Origin of the sequence: Nocardioides sp. CCNWLW239, assembly GCF_037137035.1 — a bacterium.
In the GTDB taxonomy this organism is placed as follows: domain Bacteria; phylum Actinomycetota; class Actinomycetes; order Propionibacteriales; family Nocardioidaceae; genus Nocardioides.
Genome location: NZ_JBBBNW010000005.1, coordinates 279,049 through 296,452 on the forward strand (window position 1 = coordinate 279,049; position 17,404 = coordinate 296,452).

Sequence of the window (17,404 nt, forward strand, 5' to 3'; positions counted from 1 at the left end):
TCATCCACCACGGACGACGCCCTGTCACTGTTTCGGCACCAGGCTTGGGGAGCGGTAGCGGCCAAGCAACGAGTGCGGGAAGTCGAGTTGAGACCATGGATCAGAACCCGCCGGATCCGGTAACCGACGCCCAAGCCTTCGAGATACGCGTCGCCGGGCTGGTCCCGGAGCAGGTCCTGATGCAGCTCGTCGACGTCGAAACCTCGTCGCGAGAGACGAGAACCGTGTTGATCCGCCGGTGCCGGGACCAGGCCGAGCTCCAAGGGTTCCTCGCGAGGCTTCGGACCTTCGGTCTCGACGTCGTGGAGGTCCGACGGCTCATCACAGGAACGGCGGACGAGGAACCGAAGGAGGGTGACGCATGAGTGAGGCCGGGCCCGACGCCGAGGTCATGGTCGAGCTGACCGTCGATGGTGAGCTGGGTCCGGTGCTCCGTCGCGCGCTGCAACCCGATGCCATGGAGCGGCAGCCGTGCACCGTCTTCCGCGCCACGGCCGCCGCGGGTCTCGGCGTGGCCGACCTGGTGGGCATGCTGGATGCTGAGGGGCTGACGGTGGAGAACATCCGGGTCGTCGGCCTCCGATGAAAGGTGGGTGCGGGCCGCGAGGTCCTTGGTCGAGTCCGGGGGCGTGTGGGTCGATCGGACGGGGCTGACCTGGAGGAAGGTCCTGCTGCACTGGCCCGCACGCCTGACGCGTAAGGGCTATGTACGGCATCAGGACGTCGTACTAACGTCAAAAGTCCTCGGGACTGACGTTCCCCCTGTTCAATCCGTAGGGCGCGCTGCGCACTGGTTCGATCGAGGAGGCACGTCGACGCGATGGGTCCCCACCCCGGCGATGGCTGGGTCGGTGTTCCGGCGGTTCCCTCGGGGTACGTCCGACGACCCCGCCTCCTGCAGCTGCTCGATCACAGCGACGGCTGCCCGTTGGTGCTGGTCAGCGCGCCGGCGGGGACGGGGAAGACAGCCTTGGTGGCGGACTGGGTCGCCGCAGCCGAGGAGCAGGGTCGCACGGCTTGGATCACCTTTGACGGAGCGGAGGCCGTGCTGTGGCCCGGTCTCATCGGGTGTCTTGAAAGCCTGGGCGTAGCGATCCCACCCGAGACGGTCCGTCGGGACGAGCGCCCGCTCGACCGCCGGGTTCGCCGGGCTGTCGCGGAGGCGGTCTACGTCCACCCGGCACCACTGACGGTCGTCGTGGACGGATACGACCTGCTCTCCGCAGACGTGGCGGACGATCTGGACTTCCTGTTGCGACACACCGGCGGTCATCTGCGGTTGGTGATGGTGACACGGGCCGATCCGGTACTTCCGCTGTACCGCTACAGGCTCGACGACACGATCGTCGAGGTGCGGATGTCAGACCTCGCCTTCACCGATGAGGAAGCCGCGGAGCTGACCAAGCGGGCGGGACTGACCCTGACACCGGAGTCCGTACGCTCGCTCAACCTTCGGACCAAGGGGTGGGCGGCGGGGCTGCGGTTCGGTGCTCAGCTACTGCGGATGCGACAAGATCCGGACCGCGCCGTCGCGGAGATCGTCGGCGACACCGGCAACATCGCGGAGTACCTCGTGGGCGAGGTGCTGGCCGCCCAGAGCCCAGACGTACGAGCCCTGCTCCTGGCGACGAGCGTCCCCGACACGATCCAACAGGGGTTGGCTGAGGCGCTCGCCGGCCCCACGGCAGAACGTACGCTGAGCCTTCTGACCCGGGACAACGTTCTCATCGAGCCCGTATCAGGCCACCCTGGGTGCTACCGCTACCACCCGCTCTTCCGGGACCTCCTTCGCGCCGTGCTCGCCTACGAGTCGCCTGATGAGATGAGGCGTCTGCAGCGAACAGCGGCGGAGTGGTACGCGCGCGACGGTCAGGTCACTGCGTCCGTCGGTCACTTCGTGGCGATCGAGGCATGGGAGGAGGCGGCCGCAGAAGTCGTCGACGACCTGGCGGTCGGCCAGATGCTTCTCGACGACAGCACGAGCGCCTTGACCCTGTCGTTGCGGTCGATCCCGGCCGAGCTGGAGGACCCTGCGTCCACTGTCGTGAGAGCGACCCTCGCGTTGGGAGCCGGCGACACCATCGGGTTCACGAGCGAGCTGGCTCGGGTACGGACCGTGCCGGCAGAGCCATCGGGTTCTCATCCGTGGGCCACCAACGTCGCCGTCCGGGTGCTGGAGGCCGTGGGTGCGCAGTCGTCGGAGGACCCGAGTGAAGCGATGTCCCTCGCCACCGCGGCCGAACAGGCATTGGAAGCGCCGGGCGACGGCCCGGCGGGGAGCTCCCGCCCCGAGCTGACTTCTCTCGTCCTTCTCAGCAAGGGCATCGCGGCCCTGCGCCTCGGGAGGCTGGGCACGGCTGATGCGATGTTCAAGTCTGGAGTCGCCGCGGCCACGAGCGCCGGAGCCGAGATAATCCTGGTGGAGTGTCTGGGCTACCAGGCCGTCATCGCGTGCTGCCGGGGCAAGCTCTCCAGGGCGGTGAGGCTCGGCGATCGTGCGATCGGCGCGGCCGAGCGCATCGGTGTCAATGCTGCAGACCGGACGGCCGCCGCCCGGATAGCACGTGGCTGGGTGGAGATGGAACGGTACGACCTGCGCGCGGCTGCCGATCACGTTCAGTCGGTGGAGCGATTGGGCCTGCCACCGCGTGACCATGTCCCACATGCCTTCCTGGCCTTGATCAGGGCGCGCCTCCAGGTGGCGCACGGTGACCGGCTGGGCGCGGCCAGCGGGCTCGAGCAGGCTGCCACCGAAGTCGGGGACGAGTGTGGCTGGCTCGGTCAGCAGGTACGCATCGAGCTCGCCCACGTGCGAGTCGCCGCTGGTGAGCCGGCGGCAATGGCTGAGGTCGAGGGTCTTGCCGACCAACCCGAGGCGGCCCGAGTCGTCGCGCTGGCGCAGATGCAGCTGGGTGACTCTGACGCCGCCGATGCCGCGATGTCCACGGTCCTCTCGAAGCGGGCTGCAGTTCCGATCCAGGTCTCCGGCTGGCTGGTCGAGTGCGCGCGCCGGCTCCACGACGGACCATCGGCCCGGGCACACGCGGCGCTCCACCGTGCCCTCACGCTGGCCTCGCAGGAACGAGTACGACGCCCCTTCCACGAAGCGCCCGCAGTGGTGCGCCAACTGCTCGTGCGGGACAGACAGCTGAGCGCTGAGCACGCATGGCTCTTCGAGATCTCGACGGGGCCTTCACGGAGTCTGTCGGCCCCGGCGGGCCCACCCGCACCTGTGCTCGAAGAGCTCACGCAGAAGGAGAGGGAGGTCCTGGGTCACCTGGCGAACCTGCTCACCACCGAGGAGATCGCAAGCGTGATGTACATCTCCGTCAACACGGTCCGCACCCACGTGCGCAACATCCTTCGAAAGCTGGGTGTCAGTCGTCGCAACGATGCCGTCAGGCGTGCGCGTGAGCTGGGGCTGGTGGCGCAGTGAGCTGTGGCCCCGAGCCGCGTCGGCTCATCCGTGAGGGGTGAAGTCTTCGGCGTGGACGTGGTCCTACGTTCAGTCTGCTGGAGTTCCCAGCCGGAGACTTGGAGGAAGTCGTGACGACATCGGATGTGAGCCCGCAGCCCGGGCTGAGCGTCGGGCCGACGAGCGAGTTCAGCTTGTTCTTCCGGGTCAAACCCGGTGGGGCGGCGTCCTTGCGCCAGGCGTTGCAGGCGCTGCAGGACACTCCCGGTTATCGGCCGGGCGACTACGGGATGGCGATCCAGACCATCCACGAGGCGCGGTTCGTGCTGTTCGACGACGACACCCGGCTGGCATTCATCACCAGCTTCGACGGCCCGTGGGACGCCTACATGGAGGACTTCTTCACCTCGGGGCCGACGCTGGCCCTCTTCGACGTGATCTTCAGCCATGTCGAGGGGTACGACGGACTGCCGGACCTGGCGGCCGTGCGCTCGTTCGTCCTGGGAGCCGAGCAGAGTGCCGCGGCGTACGCCCGCAACTACGGCGGCACGGTCAAGGAGATCCGCAAGGCGCAGCGTGTCAACAGCGCCTTCCAGCAGGTCCTCGATGATCCGCAGGCCGCCGAGATCCTTCAGCATCCCGCGATGCGGCCCCTGCTCGACGAGGCCGCGGACTAGCCGCGAGCGGGGCGAGGAGCTGCCATGTCCGACCACATCTCCGGGCCGCGCGCACTGGCCGACCCGATCGCGGACATCACCGACTTCTACGCGTTCCCGAGCCCCGACTCTCCAGGTCGTCTCGTTCTGGTGATGAACACCCTGCCGATGGCCAGACCCACCGACCTGTTCTCGTCGGGGCTGCTCTACCGCTTCCGGCTGCGACCGCTGAGCGTGGCTGTCGGCGGTTCGTACGGTGCGCCGTTCGTCGCGGGCGATGACGAGGTGGTCCTCGACTGCGTCTTCGACCCGCCCGAGCAGGTGAAGAGTCCGGATGCCGGTGGGGCGACGCAGCACGGCAGCTGTCTGACGCCGAGCGGTGACGAGGTCGCCTTCCGGGTCAACGACGAGCCCGGAGGTATCGGCGACTGTGTCCGCGTCTTCGCCGGGGTGCGGTGGGACCCGTTCATCATGGACGCCCGCGCCGCGCTGGCCACGATCGCGACACGGAAGCTCGCCTTCACCGAGGAGGGATCCATCTTCCTGGACGGCAAGAACGTGCTGAGCATCGTGGTCGAGATCGACTCGGGCCTCCTGCCGGGCAGGGGGCTCGTCGGCGTGGTGGCCGAGACCCTGACCCGCGGTGAGCTCAACGTACGCATCGAACGGGTCGGCCGGCCCGAGGTGAAGAACATGTTGCTGGCCCCGAAGGACTTCGATCGGGTCAACCGGGATCTGGAGATCCGCGACCTCTACAACATGGAGGACGCGTTCCACCTCGGCGATTCCTACTGCGGGGCCTACCGGGCGCGCCTGGATGCCAACCTGGCGTTCTGGGACGGCCTCGATGGCACCCAGGACTGGTCCGTCGGAGCGGACGGGAGCCACCCGCTCACCGACCTCGTCCTCGCCGACTACCTGGTCGTCGACCCCACCCTGCCGTACGCCGAGCGGGGATCCTTCCTCGAGATCGAGCTGGCCGCCCGAGGTGGCGAGCTGCACCGGACGTGCGGGGGCCGGGCCCTGAACGACGACGTGATGGATGCGTTCTTCACCCTGCTCGTCAACGGGGGCCACGGGCCCACGATCCGTGACGGCGTCGACTCCGCCACCCGCCCCGCCACGACCACGTTCCCGTATCTGGCCGCGGCGAACCCCGACCCGCCCGAGCCTCCGGAGCACCACTGATGGACGAGGTATCCCTCGAGCTGGACGACATCCAGTCCGGAGCGCTGTTCGAGCGCCCCTCGCCGTACGTGGGCGTCTATCTGCTGCTCAGCATCCGTGAGCGCCGCGACGGCCGTGAGCTGGTTCGGCGGCTGCACCGGCTCCTCACCGAGGACGGCGAGGCCAGCGAGCCGGGGGAGACCTCGCTGACGGTTGCGTTCACCTACCGGGGGCTGGAGGCGCTCGGGGTGCCGCAGGCGTCCCTGGACAGCTTCGCGCCCGAGTTCCGGCAGGGCATGGCGGCTCGGGCCGAGGTCCTGGGTGACGTCGGGGAGAGTGCTCCCGAGCATTGGGAGAAGCCTCTGGGCAGCGCCGACGTGCACGTCGCCATCTCCGTGCTCGCCCCGGACGAGGACCGGCTCCGGGGTCTGGCTGAGAAGGCGCGTCATGCTCATGCCGAGCTGCCCGGGATCGAGCTCGTCTGGCGCCAGGACTGCTACCAGCTCGCGACCGGACGGACGTCGTTCGGCTTCAAGGACGGCATCGGTCAGCCGGCTGTCGAGGGAAGCGGCCGACCTGCCACGGACTCGCGCGAGCGCCCGCTCAAGGCCGGAGAGATCATCCTCGGCTACCCCGACGAGACGGGTGAGCTCGCGCCGATGCCGTCCCCCGAGGTGCTCGGCCGCAACGGCACCTACGTCGTGTTCCGCAAGCTGCACACCAAGGTGGCGGCGTACCGGTCCTATCTGCGGGCGCGGGCCGCGTCGCGGGCGGAGGAGGAGCTTCTCGGCGCGAAGATGGTCGGCCGCTGGCCCAGCGGTGCCCCGCTCGCTCTCGCGCCGGAACGCGATGACCCGGAGCTCGGGAGCGACCCGAGACGCAACAACGACTTCGCCTACGGCGATGACCCGCGCGGCTTCAAGTGCCCGGCCGGTGCCCATGCGCGCCGCGCCAACCCTCGCGACGCCCTGGATCAGGAGGGCAGCGTCGACGTACGCCTCCACCGGATGATCCGGCGCGGCACCAGCTACGGCCCGCCACTGCCCGAGGGCGTGCTCGAGGACGACGGGGCCGAGCGCGGCATCGTGTTCGTGTTCGCCGGTGCGCACCTCAAGCGGCAGTTCGAGTTCGTGAAGACCCAGTGGCTCAACGACGGGATCTTCATCGGCGCCCCCCTCGAGTCGGACCCGCTCGTCGGTCCGCGTGCCGAGGCCGGGACGTTCACCATCCCGCAACGGCCGATTCGGCGCCGGCTCCAGGACCTGCCGCCGTTCGTCGTCACCCGCGGTGGCGAGTACTGCTTCGCCCCGAGCCTGAGCGCGCTGCGCTGGCTCGCAGACCTGGAACCCGACTCCGCCACGCAGGGAGGACGCAGATGAGCAGCACCGATCGCTGGGCAGCACTCGATTTCGCCCCACCGGACCCCGACGTCGAGGAGACCGAGCCGCCGGTCCTCCTCGACTACCTCTCCGAGGGCAGGGTCGCGCGGGTCACGCTCAACCGCCCCCATGCCGACAACGCGATCTCGACCGAGATGGGCGCCCTGCTGACCGAGGTCGTCGAGGAGATCGCGGTGCGGACCGGCGTACGGGTCGTCATCCTGACGGGCGCGGGGGAGCGCGCGTTCTCGGTCGGAAGCGACCTGCGACAGCGCAAGGCGATGACCAAGGAGGACTGGCTGCGCCAGCGTCAGGCCTTCGACCGCACCCTCTACACAGTGCGTCAGCTGCGCAAGCCGATCTTCGCGGCCGTCAACGGGATCGCGTACGGCGGCGGCTGTGAGCTGGCGCAGAGCACCGACTTCATCATCGCCTCGACGACCGCGACGTTCGGCCAGCCCGAGGCGATGCTCGGCCTGGCGGCCGGAGGCGGATCACCGGCGCTGCTGCCTCGCGTGCTGCCGCGCGGCAAGGCACTGCAGATGCTGTTCACCGGCGACCCGGTCCCCGCGGCGGAGGCCTACCGGCTGGGTATGGTCAACGAGCTGCACGAGCCCGGCGACCTCGCCGCAGCGGCGCTGGGGATCGCCGAGAAGATCGCCGGCAACTCGCCCACCGCGGTCCAGGCGGTGAAGCGGGCCGTGCACCTGGGGGAGGGCCAGCCGATCGAGGAGGCCGTCGCGATCATGATGGACGCCCACTGGCGCTCCGCGGTCCACCCCGACCGCGTCGAGGGCATCGGCGCCTTCAACGAGGGCCGCGAACCCACCTTCGCCGACTCCGACTTCTGAGCCCACACATCACCCGCCCCAAGGAGGCTGAACCACCATGATCGTCGATGATGAGCTCGAGGAGGCGCGCGCGGCGCTGGTGATGATTAACCCGGCGCCCTACAACGCCGAGGCGCCGCCGGCAGCCCTGGCCGGGGACGTCACCCCGGTCGAGCTGCACTACGTGCGGAGCAACTTCGCGGTGCCCGACCACGACGGCACGCTGGAGATCGGCGGCGCGGTCGGCAAGCCCACGACCCTCACGCTCCAGGACCTGCGCGCGTTCCCCGCCCACCATCGCAGGGTCACCCTCGAGTGCGCCGGCAACGGCCGCCTGGAGATGAGGCCGCTGCCGACCGGTGAGCCCTGGGGAGACTTCGCGGTCTCCACGGCACGGTGGACCGGAGCCCTGCTCCACGACGTCCTCGCGATGGTCGAGCCGGCGGCGGGCGGCGTCGAGCTCCTCGCCACCGGCGCCGACCACGGGCAGTACCACCTGCAGGCGATCCTCCCCGAGACCGACCAGAACGACCTCACCTTCACCCGCGCCCTGCCCCTGGCGCAGGCCACCGATCCCGGGTCGGACATCCTCATCGCCTACGAGATGAACGGCCGTCCCCTGGAGCGCGACCACGGCGCGCCGTTCCGGCTGATCGTCCCGCACTGGTACGCCGTCGCGTCGGTGAAGTGGCTCGAGCGACTCGACGTCCTCACCGAGCCGCACACCGGAGAGTTCCAGACGGGTCACTACATCTACGAGTGGCCCGACAGGCCCCACGAGCCCGTCACCCTGATGCGGGTCCGCGCCCGAATCACCGATCCGGAGCCCGGCTCGGTGATCACGCAGGAGACCTGCACCGTCCGCGGGAAGGCCTGGTCGGGGACCGGTCCCGTCACGAAGGTCGAGGTCAGTCTCACCGGGGAGGGCGACTGGCAGCCGGCGCAGCTGGAGCCCGCCACCGACGGCGACTTCGGCTGGCAGGACTGGAGCTTCACCTGGGAGGCGATCGGAGTCGGCAGGCACACCCTTCGGGCCCGGGCGACCGACGCTGCCGGGAACGTGCAGCCCGACGTACCGCCGTGGAACCGGCTGGGCTACGGGAACAACGCCGTCGAAGTCATCTTTGTCGACCGACGTTAGCGCCGGAAGCATGTCCGCCTGGTCGACGCCGTCCAGACCTCAGACCCGACTCGCCGAGACCCCCGCGTACGTCCGCCGCAGGTCGGCGATCGCCGGGTCCTCAGGGTCGAAGCGGTGGCCGTCGATCTGACTGATGGGACGTACGCCGATGCTCGCGTTGGTCGCGAACGCGGCTCGCATCGAGCCGATCTGAGCAGTCGAGACGGTCTTCCGGAGGTGGCCGCCGGTGGCGTGGAGGAGTGCCATGGTCACGCCCGGGAGGACCGGAGCGTCCGGCCAGAGCACCGATCCGTCGGCGGTGATGAAGCCGATGTTCCAGGTGCTGCCCTCGGAGACGTCGGTGCTGGCGGGATCGGTGAACAGGACGTCGTCGAAGCCGGCCTTCCGGGCTGCGGCGCGGAGGTGGAGCGGGGTGAAGAGGCCGACGTGCTTGACCTCCGGGGTGTCGCGCTGGAACGGAACGGTCTGCACACGCAGCGGCTCCAGTGGTCCGGAGTGGCTGGGGCGGGTGGTGATCAGAGGTACGGGATGGGCGGTGGTCGCTCCGAGGTTGCCGAGAGTGATCGCCGGGTCGAACACGGTCACGCGCAGCGTGTAGGAGCCCGATGAACCCGCGATCGCAGCGCGGATGTCAGCCACCAGGGTGTCGCGGTCGAGGTCGGCGTCGAAGACGGCTCGGGCGTTGCCGACCAGCCGTTCGAGATGGAGGTCGAGGCCGCGTACGCCTCCTTCCTCGACGTGCATCGAGGTGAAGTGGCCGTAGCCGGTCAGTGCCAGTGCGGACAGTTCGGCGGGCGTCGCCGCGATGCCGTGGATGGTCGCCATGGCGACCACCCTGCCACGGGTCGCAGGCGCCGCTCCCGTCGATGGCAAGCGGCCCCAGACGAGGCACAGCGGGGCCGTGCGGCGCGAATCATACTCAAACGCGTTCTTCGGGTTAGGTTCTGCGGCGGCGTTTCCTCGAAATTGGAGTTTGTTGATGTCAGACATGACCTATCAGATGCTCACGCTGGTGGCCTACATGGTCGCCATGCTGGGCATCGGTGCCTGGGCCTACCGGCGCACTTCGAACCTCGACGACTACATGCTGGGCGGCCGTGATCTCGGCCCGATGGTGAGTGCGTTGAGCGCGGGTGCCTCGGACATGTCCGGGTGGTTGCTCATGGGCCTTCCGGGCGCGATCTACGCGACCGGTCTGATGGAGGGGTGGATCGCTGTCGGTCTGACCGTCGGCGCCTGGCTCAACTGGAAGATCGTGGCACCGCGGCTGCGGACCTACACCGAGGTCTCGGGTGACTCGATCACCGTGCCGAGCTTCCTGGAGAACCGCCTCAAGGACACCTCCCGCCTGCTCCGGATCGCCTCCGGCGCGGTCATCCTGGTGTTCTTCACCTTCTACGTCTCCTCGGGCATGGTCGCCGGCGGCGTCTTCTTCGAGAGCTCGTTCAACACCGACTTCCACACCGGCATGCTCGTGGTGGCCGCGGTCGTCGTGGCCTACACCCTCTTCGGTGGCTTCCTCGCGGTCTCCTACACCGACTTCGTACAGGGCACCATCATGCTGCTCGCGCTGATCCTGGTGCCGGTCGTCGGTCTCTCCGTCACCGGCGGGCCCGCCGAGACCCTGGACAGCATCCGCGCCGTCGACCCGTCGCGGCTGAGCATGGTCGAGGGGGCGACGGTCCTCGGTGTCATCTCGGCGGTGGCCTGGGGCCTGGGCTACTTCGGCCAGCCGCACATCATCGTCCGGTTCATGGCCCTGCGCTCGGCCGGCGAGGCCGCGTCCGCACGACGGATCGGCATCGGCTGGATGCTGCTGAGCCTCTTCGGCGCCGTCGGCACCGCTCTGGTGGGCATCGCCTACTTCCAGCAGAATCCGAGCGAGACGCTCGAGGATCCCGAGGCAGTCTTCATCGTGATGGGCCAGATCCTCTTCCACCCGCTGATCGCGGGCATCATGCTCGCCGCGGTGCTCGCCGCGATCATGAGCACGATCTCCTCCCAGCTCCTGGTGACCTCCTCGGCACTGGTGGAGGACCTCTACAAGGCCGTCTTCAAGAACGACGCCTCCGACCGCCAGCTGGTCCTGTTCGGCCGGCTCGCCGTGCTCGGCATCGCAGTCGTGGCGGCCGTCCTCGCCTGGCCGAAGAGCGGCACGGTGCTCGACCTGGTCGCGTACGCCTGGGCGGGGTTCGGCGCCTCGTTCGGCCCGGTCATCCTGCTGGCGCTGTGGTGGCGGAAGCTCACCGCACCCGGCGCCCTGGCCGGTCTGGTGGTCGGTGCGGTGACCGTCGTCGTGTGGGGCAACATCGACGCGCTCAGCTCGCAGATGTACGAGATCGTGCCGGGCTTCGTGCTCAACACGGTCGTCGCGGTGGTGGTCAGCCTCCTGACCTACAGGGAGAACCCGGTCATCGAGGCCGAGTTCGACGAGGCGATCCGGCTGCTCGACGCCTCCGAGGGACCGAGCGGGGAGACCGCGCGGGTCTGATCCGACGGGCCCGGGATTCGTGGAAACCACGATCCCGGGCCTGATGGCGTACTGTTGGTCGTGTTGAAGGGACGGCTCTGTAAGCCGTCCTGGCCGCACACCACGTCGCGGCTTGTATCTTTTTATCTGGTTTTCGGTTCGCTGGACATCAGCACAGATGGATGTCTTCAGCGGCTCGGGGCACAGTGTCCCAGCACCGAACAAAGGAAAAGATCATGGCTCAGGGAACCGTCAAGTGGTTCAACGCTGACAAGGGCTTCGGCTTCATCGCGCAGGACGGCGGCGGCGAGGACGTGTTCGTTCACTTCTCCGCTATCCAGACCAACGGTTACAAGTCGCTCGACGAGAACCAGAAGGTCGAGTTCGACGTCACCGCCGGCCCCAAGGGCCCGCAGGCCGAGAACGTTCGCGCGGTCTGATCCACCCCGAAGGGCCCCGACTGCTTCGGCAGTCGGGGCCCTTCGTGCGTCTGAGGGACATCACGACGTACGCCGGCCACCGGCCTCCCACTGATGGACCTCGATCGCGGTGAACCGGCCGGGGGAGAGGACCTGGCGCGCGGCGTCCGCCGAGGCAGCCTCGAGCAGCACGGCCGCGCCGACGACCACGGCGCCGTCGTCGGACAGCAGCGGACCGCAGGCGATCAGGCTGTCCCCGTGGGGCAGGTCGATCGGGTCGGTCGACGGCTCCGAGAACCCGAGGACGAGGAATCGGTCGCTGTCGGGCCGGCCATCGCCGAACTCCCACATCGTGCGGCCGAGGGTGTTCTGCCACCGCCGAAGCAGCACGTCGCGGTAGGCGCCGGCCTGATAGCCGGGCTCCTCGAAGGCGAAGGCCCGAGCCGCGGTCGCGTCCGGAAGATCGAGGATGTGCACGCTCCCGGTCAACGTCTCGTCGCTCGTGAACGTCGGCCCGCGGGCGATCATCCTCGCCGCGTACGCGTCCATGTAGGTCCAGTGCTCCTCGACCATCTGGGTGCGCAGCGGCGTCGATCCGGGGCGGTCGCGGTGATAGCAGAAGAACTCCATGGGCTGAGCGTCACCGGCCCGGCCGTCCCGCGCAATCGGATATCTCAGCAGGTCCGTAGGGTGGGTCTCGAGGAGGCTGACGTGGTCGATCGCGATCGAAACGAGCAGGGGCGGGCGCAGCAGGCACGCCCGCGCGACGCGCTGGGACGCCCGCTGCCCTACGGCGAGGTCGGCGTCGAGCCGATCTCCGAGGAGCCGCTCCCGCCCGAGGAGACGCTGACGTACGCCCGCGAGCTCCTCGACGCCGGCCGCCCGTTCGCGGCTCATGAGGCGCTCGAGGTGCGATGGAAGTCGTGCCCAGAGGAGGAGCGCGAGCTGTGGCAGGGCCTGGCCCAGCTGTGTGTCGGCCTGACCCACCACGAGCGCGGCAACGCCGTCGGCGCCTCCCGGCTCATCGAGCGCGCGGCGCGGCGGTTGGAGGCGTACGAGCAGGGGGAGGGGCCGACGTATGGTCTCGACCTCGGTGCGTTGATCGCCTGTGCCCGAGACCGGGTATAGCCCCATCTGTCTATTGACCGCGAAGGTCGGCGGCGTGCTTTGGTGGACGCATGAGTCGCACGGTCGAGGTCGACTACCTGGTGGTGGGGGCCGGCGCCATGGGGATGGCGTTCACCGACACGGTGATCGAGCATGCCGACGTGCGGGTGGCCCTGGTCGACCGTCGCCATGGTGTCGGCGGACACTGGCTGAAGGCGTACCCGTTCGTACGTCTGCATCAGGCCTCGGCCTTCTACGGCGTCGCCTCGACCCTGCTCGGCGGCGGGCAGCTGCAGGAGCACGGCCCGGAGAAAGGTCTTCAGGAGCGGGCGACGCAGGCGGAGATCTGTGCCTACTACGCGCGGGTGCTCGACCGGATGGTGGAGTCCGGGAAGGTCGAGCTCTTCCCGAACAGCGAGTACGTCGGTGGCAACGCGGTCGTCTCGCACATCTCGGGGGAGCGCGTGGAGATGCCTGGGGCGCGGGTCGTCGATGCCCGCTATCTCGCCCCCAGCATCCCCGCCGAGAAGCCGCCGCCGTTCGGCGTCGCGGACGACGCGCGGGTGCTGCCGGTCAACGAGCTCGCGCGGCTCGAGGACGCGCCGAGCCAGTACGTCGTCGTCGGCTCCGGCAAGACCGCGACCGACGCCTGCATCTGGCTGCTCTCGCGCGGCGTCGACCCCGACGCGATCTGCTGGGTGCGCCCGCGTGACCCGTGGATGCTCAACCGGGCCGTCGTCCAGCCCGACCCCGCGATCTTCCTCGGCATGGCGGCCGACACGATGGCGGCGGCGGAGCGGTCGACCTCGCCCGAGGATCTGTTCTGTCGCCTCGAGGACGCCGGCATCATGCTCCGCATCGACCGCACCGTCATGCCGACGATGGCCAAGGCGCCGACGCTGGCGACGTGGGAGCTCGAGCAGCTGCGTACGCTCGAGAACGTCGTACGCCGTGGCCACATCCAGCACGTCGACCGCGGATCCCTCGCCTTCGCCGACGGGTCCGTCTCTGTCTCCTCCGACGCGCTGGTGGTGCACTGCGCCGCCGACGGCCTGAAGTATCCGCCCCTGGTCCCGGTCTGGGGTCCCGAGGCGATCACGCTGCAGCCGATCCGGGCCGGCTTCCCGTGCTTCGGCGCCGCCATCGCGGGCTACGTGGAGGCGACCCGCGACTCAGACGCCGAGAAGAACCGGCTCTGCCCGCCGAGTCCTCTCGGCAACACGATGGCGTCGTGGGCGCGGATGACCGTCCTGGGCACCAGGGCCGCCATGTCGTTCTCCTCCGAGCCGGACATCAAGGCATGGTCGGACGGGGTTCCGCTCAACCCGGCCCGGATCCCGCCCGGGTATCCCGGATCAGCCGCACTGGACGATGCCCGGGAGCGGTTGGCGCGACACACCAAGCCCGGCATCGCCCAGCTGACGCAGCTGGCCGGAATGATCTGAGCCGAGGGTCCAGGACCTCTCAGTGGCCCCTGCAGGCGACGCCGGGCGACGGTACGAACGCCTTGAGCCCTGCGCGCACGTAGACGCCGTAGCTCTGCACCCCGTGGTAGCGGTCGGTGCCGCCAGGGCTCTGGTTGCCACGCTCGCCCAGCGCGTCGTCATCGAAGCCCGGCGGGTTCCCCTCGATGGCGTCCGCGGTGTCCTGGCCCGAGAACACGCACTCCGAGGAGGCGCGGTCGGGTGCCGGGATGTCGTCGCCGTTTCCGTTCACCTCGCCGGCGCTCGCGGCTCCGGCTCCGGCCAGCACGAGCCCTGCCGCGACGGCACAGCTCTTCATCAACAGCTTCATGACCTTGCTCCTTCCGTTGAGCTTGCAGTTTCATCATCAGACGGCATCTGCGCGTTGTCATACGCCAATCTGGGGGAGTCCCGCGCCGGACCGACGCGCCGCGTGGGACTCTGTCTAGATCTGTTTCATGCGGTTGGCGGAGAGGATGTCGATGACCCAGGCCGATGGCTCCAGGACCGGGACCAGGGACTGGGAACGTACGAAGGCCTATCTGCAGCACGACCCGACCAAGTGGGACAGCCTCTCCTGGATCACCGCACGCAGCCTCATCGACTCGGTCAACGACATCCTGGGGCGCGGCACGCACGGACTCGTCGAGAACCTGCGTACGCACTGGACGAAGCGGGACGTGCCGCTGACGATCGCCGCCCCCGAGGTGTCGAGGTTCCTGGTCATCGGCGACACGGGCGAGCAGGACCCTTCACAGTACGTCGTCGCGCCCGCCCTGGCGCGAGCCGCGGGTGAGTGCGTGGACGGGGGAGGGCAGAGCTTCGTGCTCGTCCTGAGCGACGTGATCTACCCTTCCGGCAACGTCAACGACTACGTGGACGGCTTCTACAAGCCGTACCGGTCGAACCGGGTGCCGGGACTGAAGGCGCCCGCCGACGTACGGGACGAGTTCGCGCTTCCCGAGACCGTCCCGGTCTACGCGATGCCGGGCAACCACGACTGGTACGACGGCCTCTACGGCTTCGCCCACCAGTTCCTGTACGCGGCCGACGCACCGCCGACCTGGCCCAGCGAGCTCCTGGCGCCGTCGTTCGGCGTCAGGCTCGGACCTTGGCAGCTGCTCCGGGACCGCTTCGGCCGGGTCATGTGGCGTACGCCGAGCGAGCCGGACGGCAACGCCGTGCCGGCGCGTTGGGGCGAGCCGGCCGAGGGCGGCGGGCCGGCACGGGAGTCCGAGCTCCAGCCGGCGCCGTACTTCGTCATCGAGACCGAGCACGTGGATCTGGTGTGCATCGACACCGGCATCGACGGGACCATCGACGGCCCGCAGTTCGAGTGGCTGAGCTCGCTGAGCGGCGAGCGGCCGAAGATCCTGATGACCGGCAAGCCGCTGCTCGTCAACGGTGAGCTCCGCAAGTGCGCGGTGGCCGGACGACCCGATGAGACCGTCTACGACCTCGTCACCGACGAGGAGCGTCGCTACGTGGCGACCGTGGGAGGGGACACGCACAACTTCCAGCTCTACGACCCGCGGGATGAGAAGAGCTCGCGCGCCGGCCTGTGGCACATCGTCAGTGGTGGTGGCGGCGCCTACACCCACGCAACCCATCCGATCCGGACGGCCGTCTCGGATGCGCGTAGCGATCTGCGGTTCCGGCCGACCAGGCTCTTCCCGCGGTCGGCCGAGTCCCTGGCGTACTTCGCCCAACAGCTGGTCCCCAGCATCTGGCGGCTGCTGCTGACCGTCGTGCTGTTCGGAGCGGGCGTGGTCCTGGGCCAGTGGCTGGCCGGTGCCGGTGGCGCGGCCATCGCGGCGATGACCGTGCTGATGCTGCTGCACGTGATGCCGCAGCGTCCCGGACGAAGTCTCTTCGGACGCCGCCTGCTCCTGCGCCTCGAAGCGCTGGTCCTGGGGGTGTTGGCGACGCTGTTCCTCCATCACTACCTGCCTGATGCGGCAGGAGCGCTGCTGATGCTGTTCGGGTGGGGCACCCTGTGGATCTGCCTCAACGCCTGGTGCGTGCGCTGGTCGAGATGGTGGAACCCCGTCGAGCACGTTCCCTGGTGGCATCACGTCGCGTTCGCGTGCGTGCTGGCGGCTCTCGTGGCCCTGGCTCTGGCGCCCTGGGGTGTGGATCAGCTCGGTTCGGGTGGACGTACGGTGTCGTGGTGGTTGTTCGCCGCGGTCGGCGTCTACGCCGTCGTGGGGATCGTCGGTTGGCGGACGCGGATCGTCACGACCGTGAGCGGCGCGAGGGCGGCGCGCTGGCTGAAGCGCTCGGTGGTGTGGGCCGTGCTCGCGCAGGCGGCCGTGGTGTCGGGCGAGATGCTGCGCGTGATGAGCGGCGAGGGCTTGACCCTGATGTTCTTCAGCGGCCTGCTCGGACTCGTGCCGCTGGCGGCGATCGCGGTGGTGGTGCTCGCGGCGCTCCTGACTCCGGACCTCCTCACCCGCCACCTGCGCAACGATCCCGTACGCCGGGCGCAGGCGTGGCTCCGCTGGCGCCGGGTCGTCCGGCCCCTCGTGTTCCTCACGGCGCCTGTGACGCTGGCGCTCTGGTGGTGGATCGCCGACGCCGTCGACTCGGGGTGGATGCGGGCCGCCTTCGCCCTACCGGCGCTGATCACGGTGACCGCGATCGGCATGCTGGTCGTCGACTGGGTGCGACGCGAGCACGCGCGTCTGTACACACTGCTGGTGGTCCTCGTCATCCTCGCCGTCGGCGTCCTGCTGTTCGGGGCTGCGGTGCCGTCCCTGTTCGACCTACCGGGCTTCTCGGAGCTCGGCCGGTTCGCGAACGAGCTCCGGACGTGGTGGCCGGGCGTGGCGGTCGTCGCTGCTCTCTTCGCAGCGGTGGCGATCGGCGCCGCGGTCCTCCTCGCCCACCTGGTCTTCCTCGGCGCCTACTCGCTGATCGCGGACCCTGGAGCCTGGGTGCGCCCTCGCTACCGTCCGGGCGTCTCGACGCCCTACGACTTCATCAGCGAGGCCGACGCGACCGCCATCATCGAAGCCGAGCAGGAGCAGATGGGCGGCCAAGCCGCCTCAGTCGACGGCGTCGGACGGCGGACCAGACGCCGCGCGCAGATCGCCTTCCCCGGGCTCAACCCGCCCTTCGGGCCGATCCAGAAGTTCGTCTCCGAGATCTACTCGCTCGACGAGCCACCGTTCTTCAAGCACTTCCTCGAGTTCGAGACCTCACCCACCGAGGCCGTGGTCAAGATCCACCGGGTCCGTGGCGATCAGGCGGTTGAGATCGAAGAGGTGGCGAGGATCAGTCTCACGGGTGCTGTCGGCGTACAGGATTGATTGCTCCTGGCCGCTCGCGAACCTCGTCAGTTGGTCGTAGGCGGCG

At 69.2% G+C, this 17,404-nt stretch carries 16 protein-coding genes; 13 read left to right on the plus strand and 3 right to left on the minus strand.

What is annotated here, in order from left to right; genetic code table 11:
* The first annotated feature begins 95 nt into the window (after window positions 1-95).
* The 8 genes from WBG06_RS20430 to WBG06_RS20465 all read left to right on the plus strand — a co-directional run bounded on the left by WBG06_RS20430 (window position 96) and on the right by WBG06_RS20465 (window position 8,588).
* Window positions 96-365 (plus strand): hypothetical protein, encoded by a 270-nt coding sequence (locus WBG06_RS20430; protein ID WP_336738798.1) that lies wholly within the window; start codon window positions 96-98, stop codon window positions 363-365.
* Window positions 362-586: a hypothetical protein gene (locus WBG06_RS20435; RefSeq protein ID WP_336738799.1), complete on the plus strand. Its 225-nt coding sequence runs from the start codon at window positions 362-364 to the stop codon at window positions 584-586. The genes WBG06_RS20430 and WBG06_RS20435 overlap by 4 nt, the downstream gene beginning before the upstream one ends.
* Window positions 587-820: 234 nt before the next feature.
* The gene (locus WBG06_RS20440; RefSeq protein WP_336738800.1) at window positions 821-3,436 is read left to right on the plus strand and encodes a LuxR C-terminal-related transcriptional regulator; all 2,616 of its coding nucleotides are present in this window, start codon (window positions 821-823) and stop codon (window positions 3,434-3,436) included.
* 110 nt (window positions 3,437-3,546) lie between these two features.
* Window positions 3,547-4,092, plus strand: a complete 546-nt coding sequence (locus WBG06_RS20445; RefSeq protein WP_336738801.1) for a hypothetical protein — start codon at window positions 3,547-3,549, stop codon at window positions 4,090-4,092.
* 24 nt (window positions 4,093-4,116) lie between these two features.
* The gene (locus WBG06_RS20450; RefSeq protein WP_336738802.1) at window positions 4,117-5,259 is read left to right on the plus strand and encodes a DUF4331 family protein; all 1,143 of its coding nucleotides are present in this window, start codon (window positions 4,117-4,119) and stop codon (window positions 5,257-5,259) included.
* Window positions 5,259-6,617 carry a Dyp-type peroxidase gene (locus WBG06_RS20455; protein ID WP_336738803.1) on the plus strand — a complete coding sequence of 453 codons (1,359 nt, stop codon included), beginning with the start codon at window positions 5,259-5,261 and terminating at the stop codon, window positions 6,615-6,617. The genes WBG06_RS20450 and WBG06_RS20455 overlap by 1 nt, the downstream gene beginning before the upstream one ends.
* Window positions 6,614-7,468, plus strand: a complete 855-nt coding sequence (locus WBG06_RS20460; RefSeq protein ID WP_336738804.1) for an enoyl-CoA hydratase/isomerase family protein — start codon at window positions 6,614-6,616, stop codon at window positions 7,466-7,468. The genes WBG06_RS20455 and WBG06_RS20460 overlap by 4 nt, the downstream gene beginning before the upstream one ends.
* Before the next feature lie 37 nt (window positions 7,469-7,505).
* Window positions 7,506-8,588, plus strand: coding sequence for a sulfite oxidase (locus WBG06_RS20465; RefSeq protein ID WP_336738805.1), 1,083 nt, complete (start codon window positions 7,506-7,508; stop codon window positions 8,586-8,588).
* A gap of 39 nt (window positions 8,589-8,627) precedes the next feature.
* On the opposite strand, the gene WBG06_RS20470 is transcribed toward WBG06_RS20465, so the two are convergent.
* Window positions 8,628-9,413 (minus strand): aminotransferase class IV, encoded by a 786-nt coding sequence (locus tag WBG06_RS20470; RefSeq protein ID WP_336738806.1) that lies wholly within the window; start codon window positions 9,411-9,413, stop codon window positions 8,628-8,630.
* A 154-nt stretch (window positions 9,414-9,567) separates the two neighbouring features.
* Here WBG06_RS20470 and putP point away from each other — a divergent pair, with 154 nt between their 5' ends.
* Together putP and WBG06_RS20480 are read left to right on the plus strand one after the other, a co-directional pair.
* Entirely contained in the window at window positions 9,568-11,079 is a 1,512-nt protein-coding gene (putP, locus tag WBG06_RS20475; protein ID WP_336738807.1) for a sodium/proline symporter PutP, read from the plus strand.
* Window positions 11,080-11,294: 215 nt separating this feature from the next.
* Window positions 11,295-11,498 (plus strand): cold-shock protein, encoded by a 204-nt coding sequence (locus WBG06_RS20480; protein WP_172257709.1) that lies wholly within the window; start codon window positions 11,295-11,297, stop codon window positions 11,496-11,498.
* 60 nt (window positions 11,499-11,558) lie between these two features.
* Here the strand turns inward: WBG06_RS20480 and WBG06_RS20485 are convergent, their stop codons facing one another.
* Window positions 11,559-12,107, minus strand: coding sequence for a YciI family protein (locus WBG06_RS20485; protein ID WP_336738808.1), 549 nt, complete (start codon window positions 12,105-12,107; stop codon window positions 11,559-11,561).
* An 81-nt stretch (window positions 12,108-12,188) separates the two neighbouring features.
* Here WBG06_RS20485 and WBG06_RS20490 point away from each other — a divergent pair, with 81 nt between their 5' ends.
* Entirely contained in the window at window positions 12,189-12,605 is a 417-nt protein-coding gene (locus tag WBG06_RS20490; RefSeq protein ID WP_336738809.1) for a DUF309 domain-containing protein, read from the plus strand.
* Between the two features lie 50 nt (window positions 12,606-12,655).
* Complete coding sequence (locus tag WBG06_RS20495) at window positions 12,656-14,029, plus strand: pyridine nucleotide-disulfide oxidoreductase (protein WP_336738810.1); 1,374 nt, start codon at window positions 12,656-12,658, stop codon at window positions 14,027-14,029.
* 19 nt (window positions 14,030-14,048) lie between these two features.
* Here the strand turns inward: WBG06_RS20495 and WBG06_RS20500 are convergent, their stop codons facing one another.
* Complete coding sequence (locus tag WBG06_RS20500) at window positions 14,049-14,378, minus strand: hypothetical protein (RefSeq protein WP_336738811.1); 330 nt, start codon at window positions 14,376-14,378, stop codon at window positions 14,049-14,051.
* Between the two features lie 151 nt (window positions 14,379-14,529).
* Here WBG06_RS20500 and WBG06_RS20505 point away from each other — a divergent pair, with 151 nt between their 5' ends.
* The gene (locus tag WBG06_RS20505; protein ID WP_336738812.1) at window positions 14,530-17,358 is read left to right on the plus strand and encodes a metallophosphoesterase; all 2,829 of its coding nucleotides are present in this window, start codon (window positions 14,530-14,532) and stop codon (window positions 17,356-17,358) included.
* Window positions 17,359-17,404 lie beyond the last annotated feature (46 nt).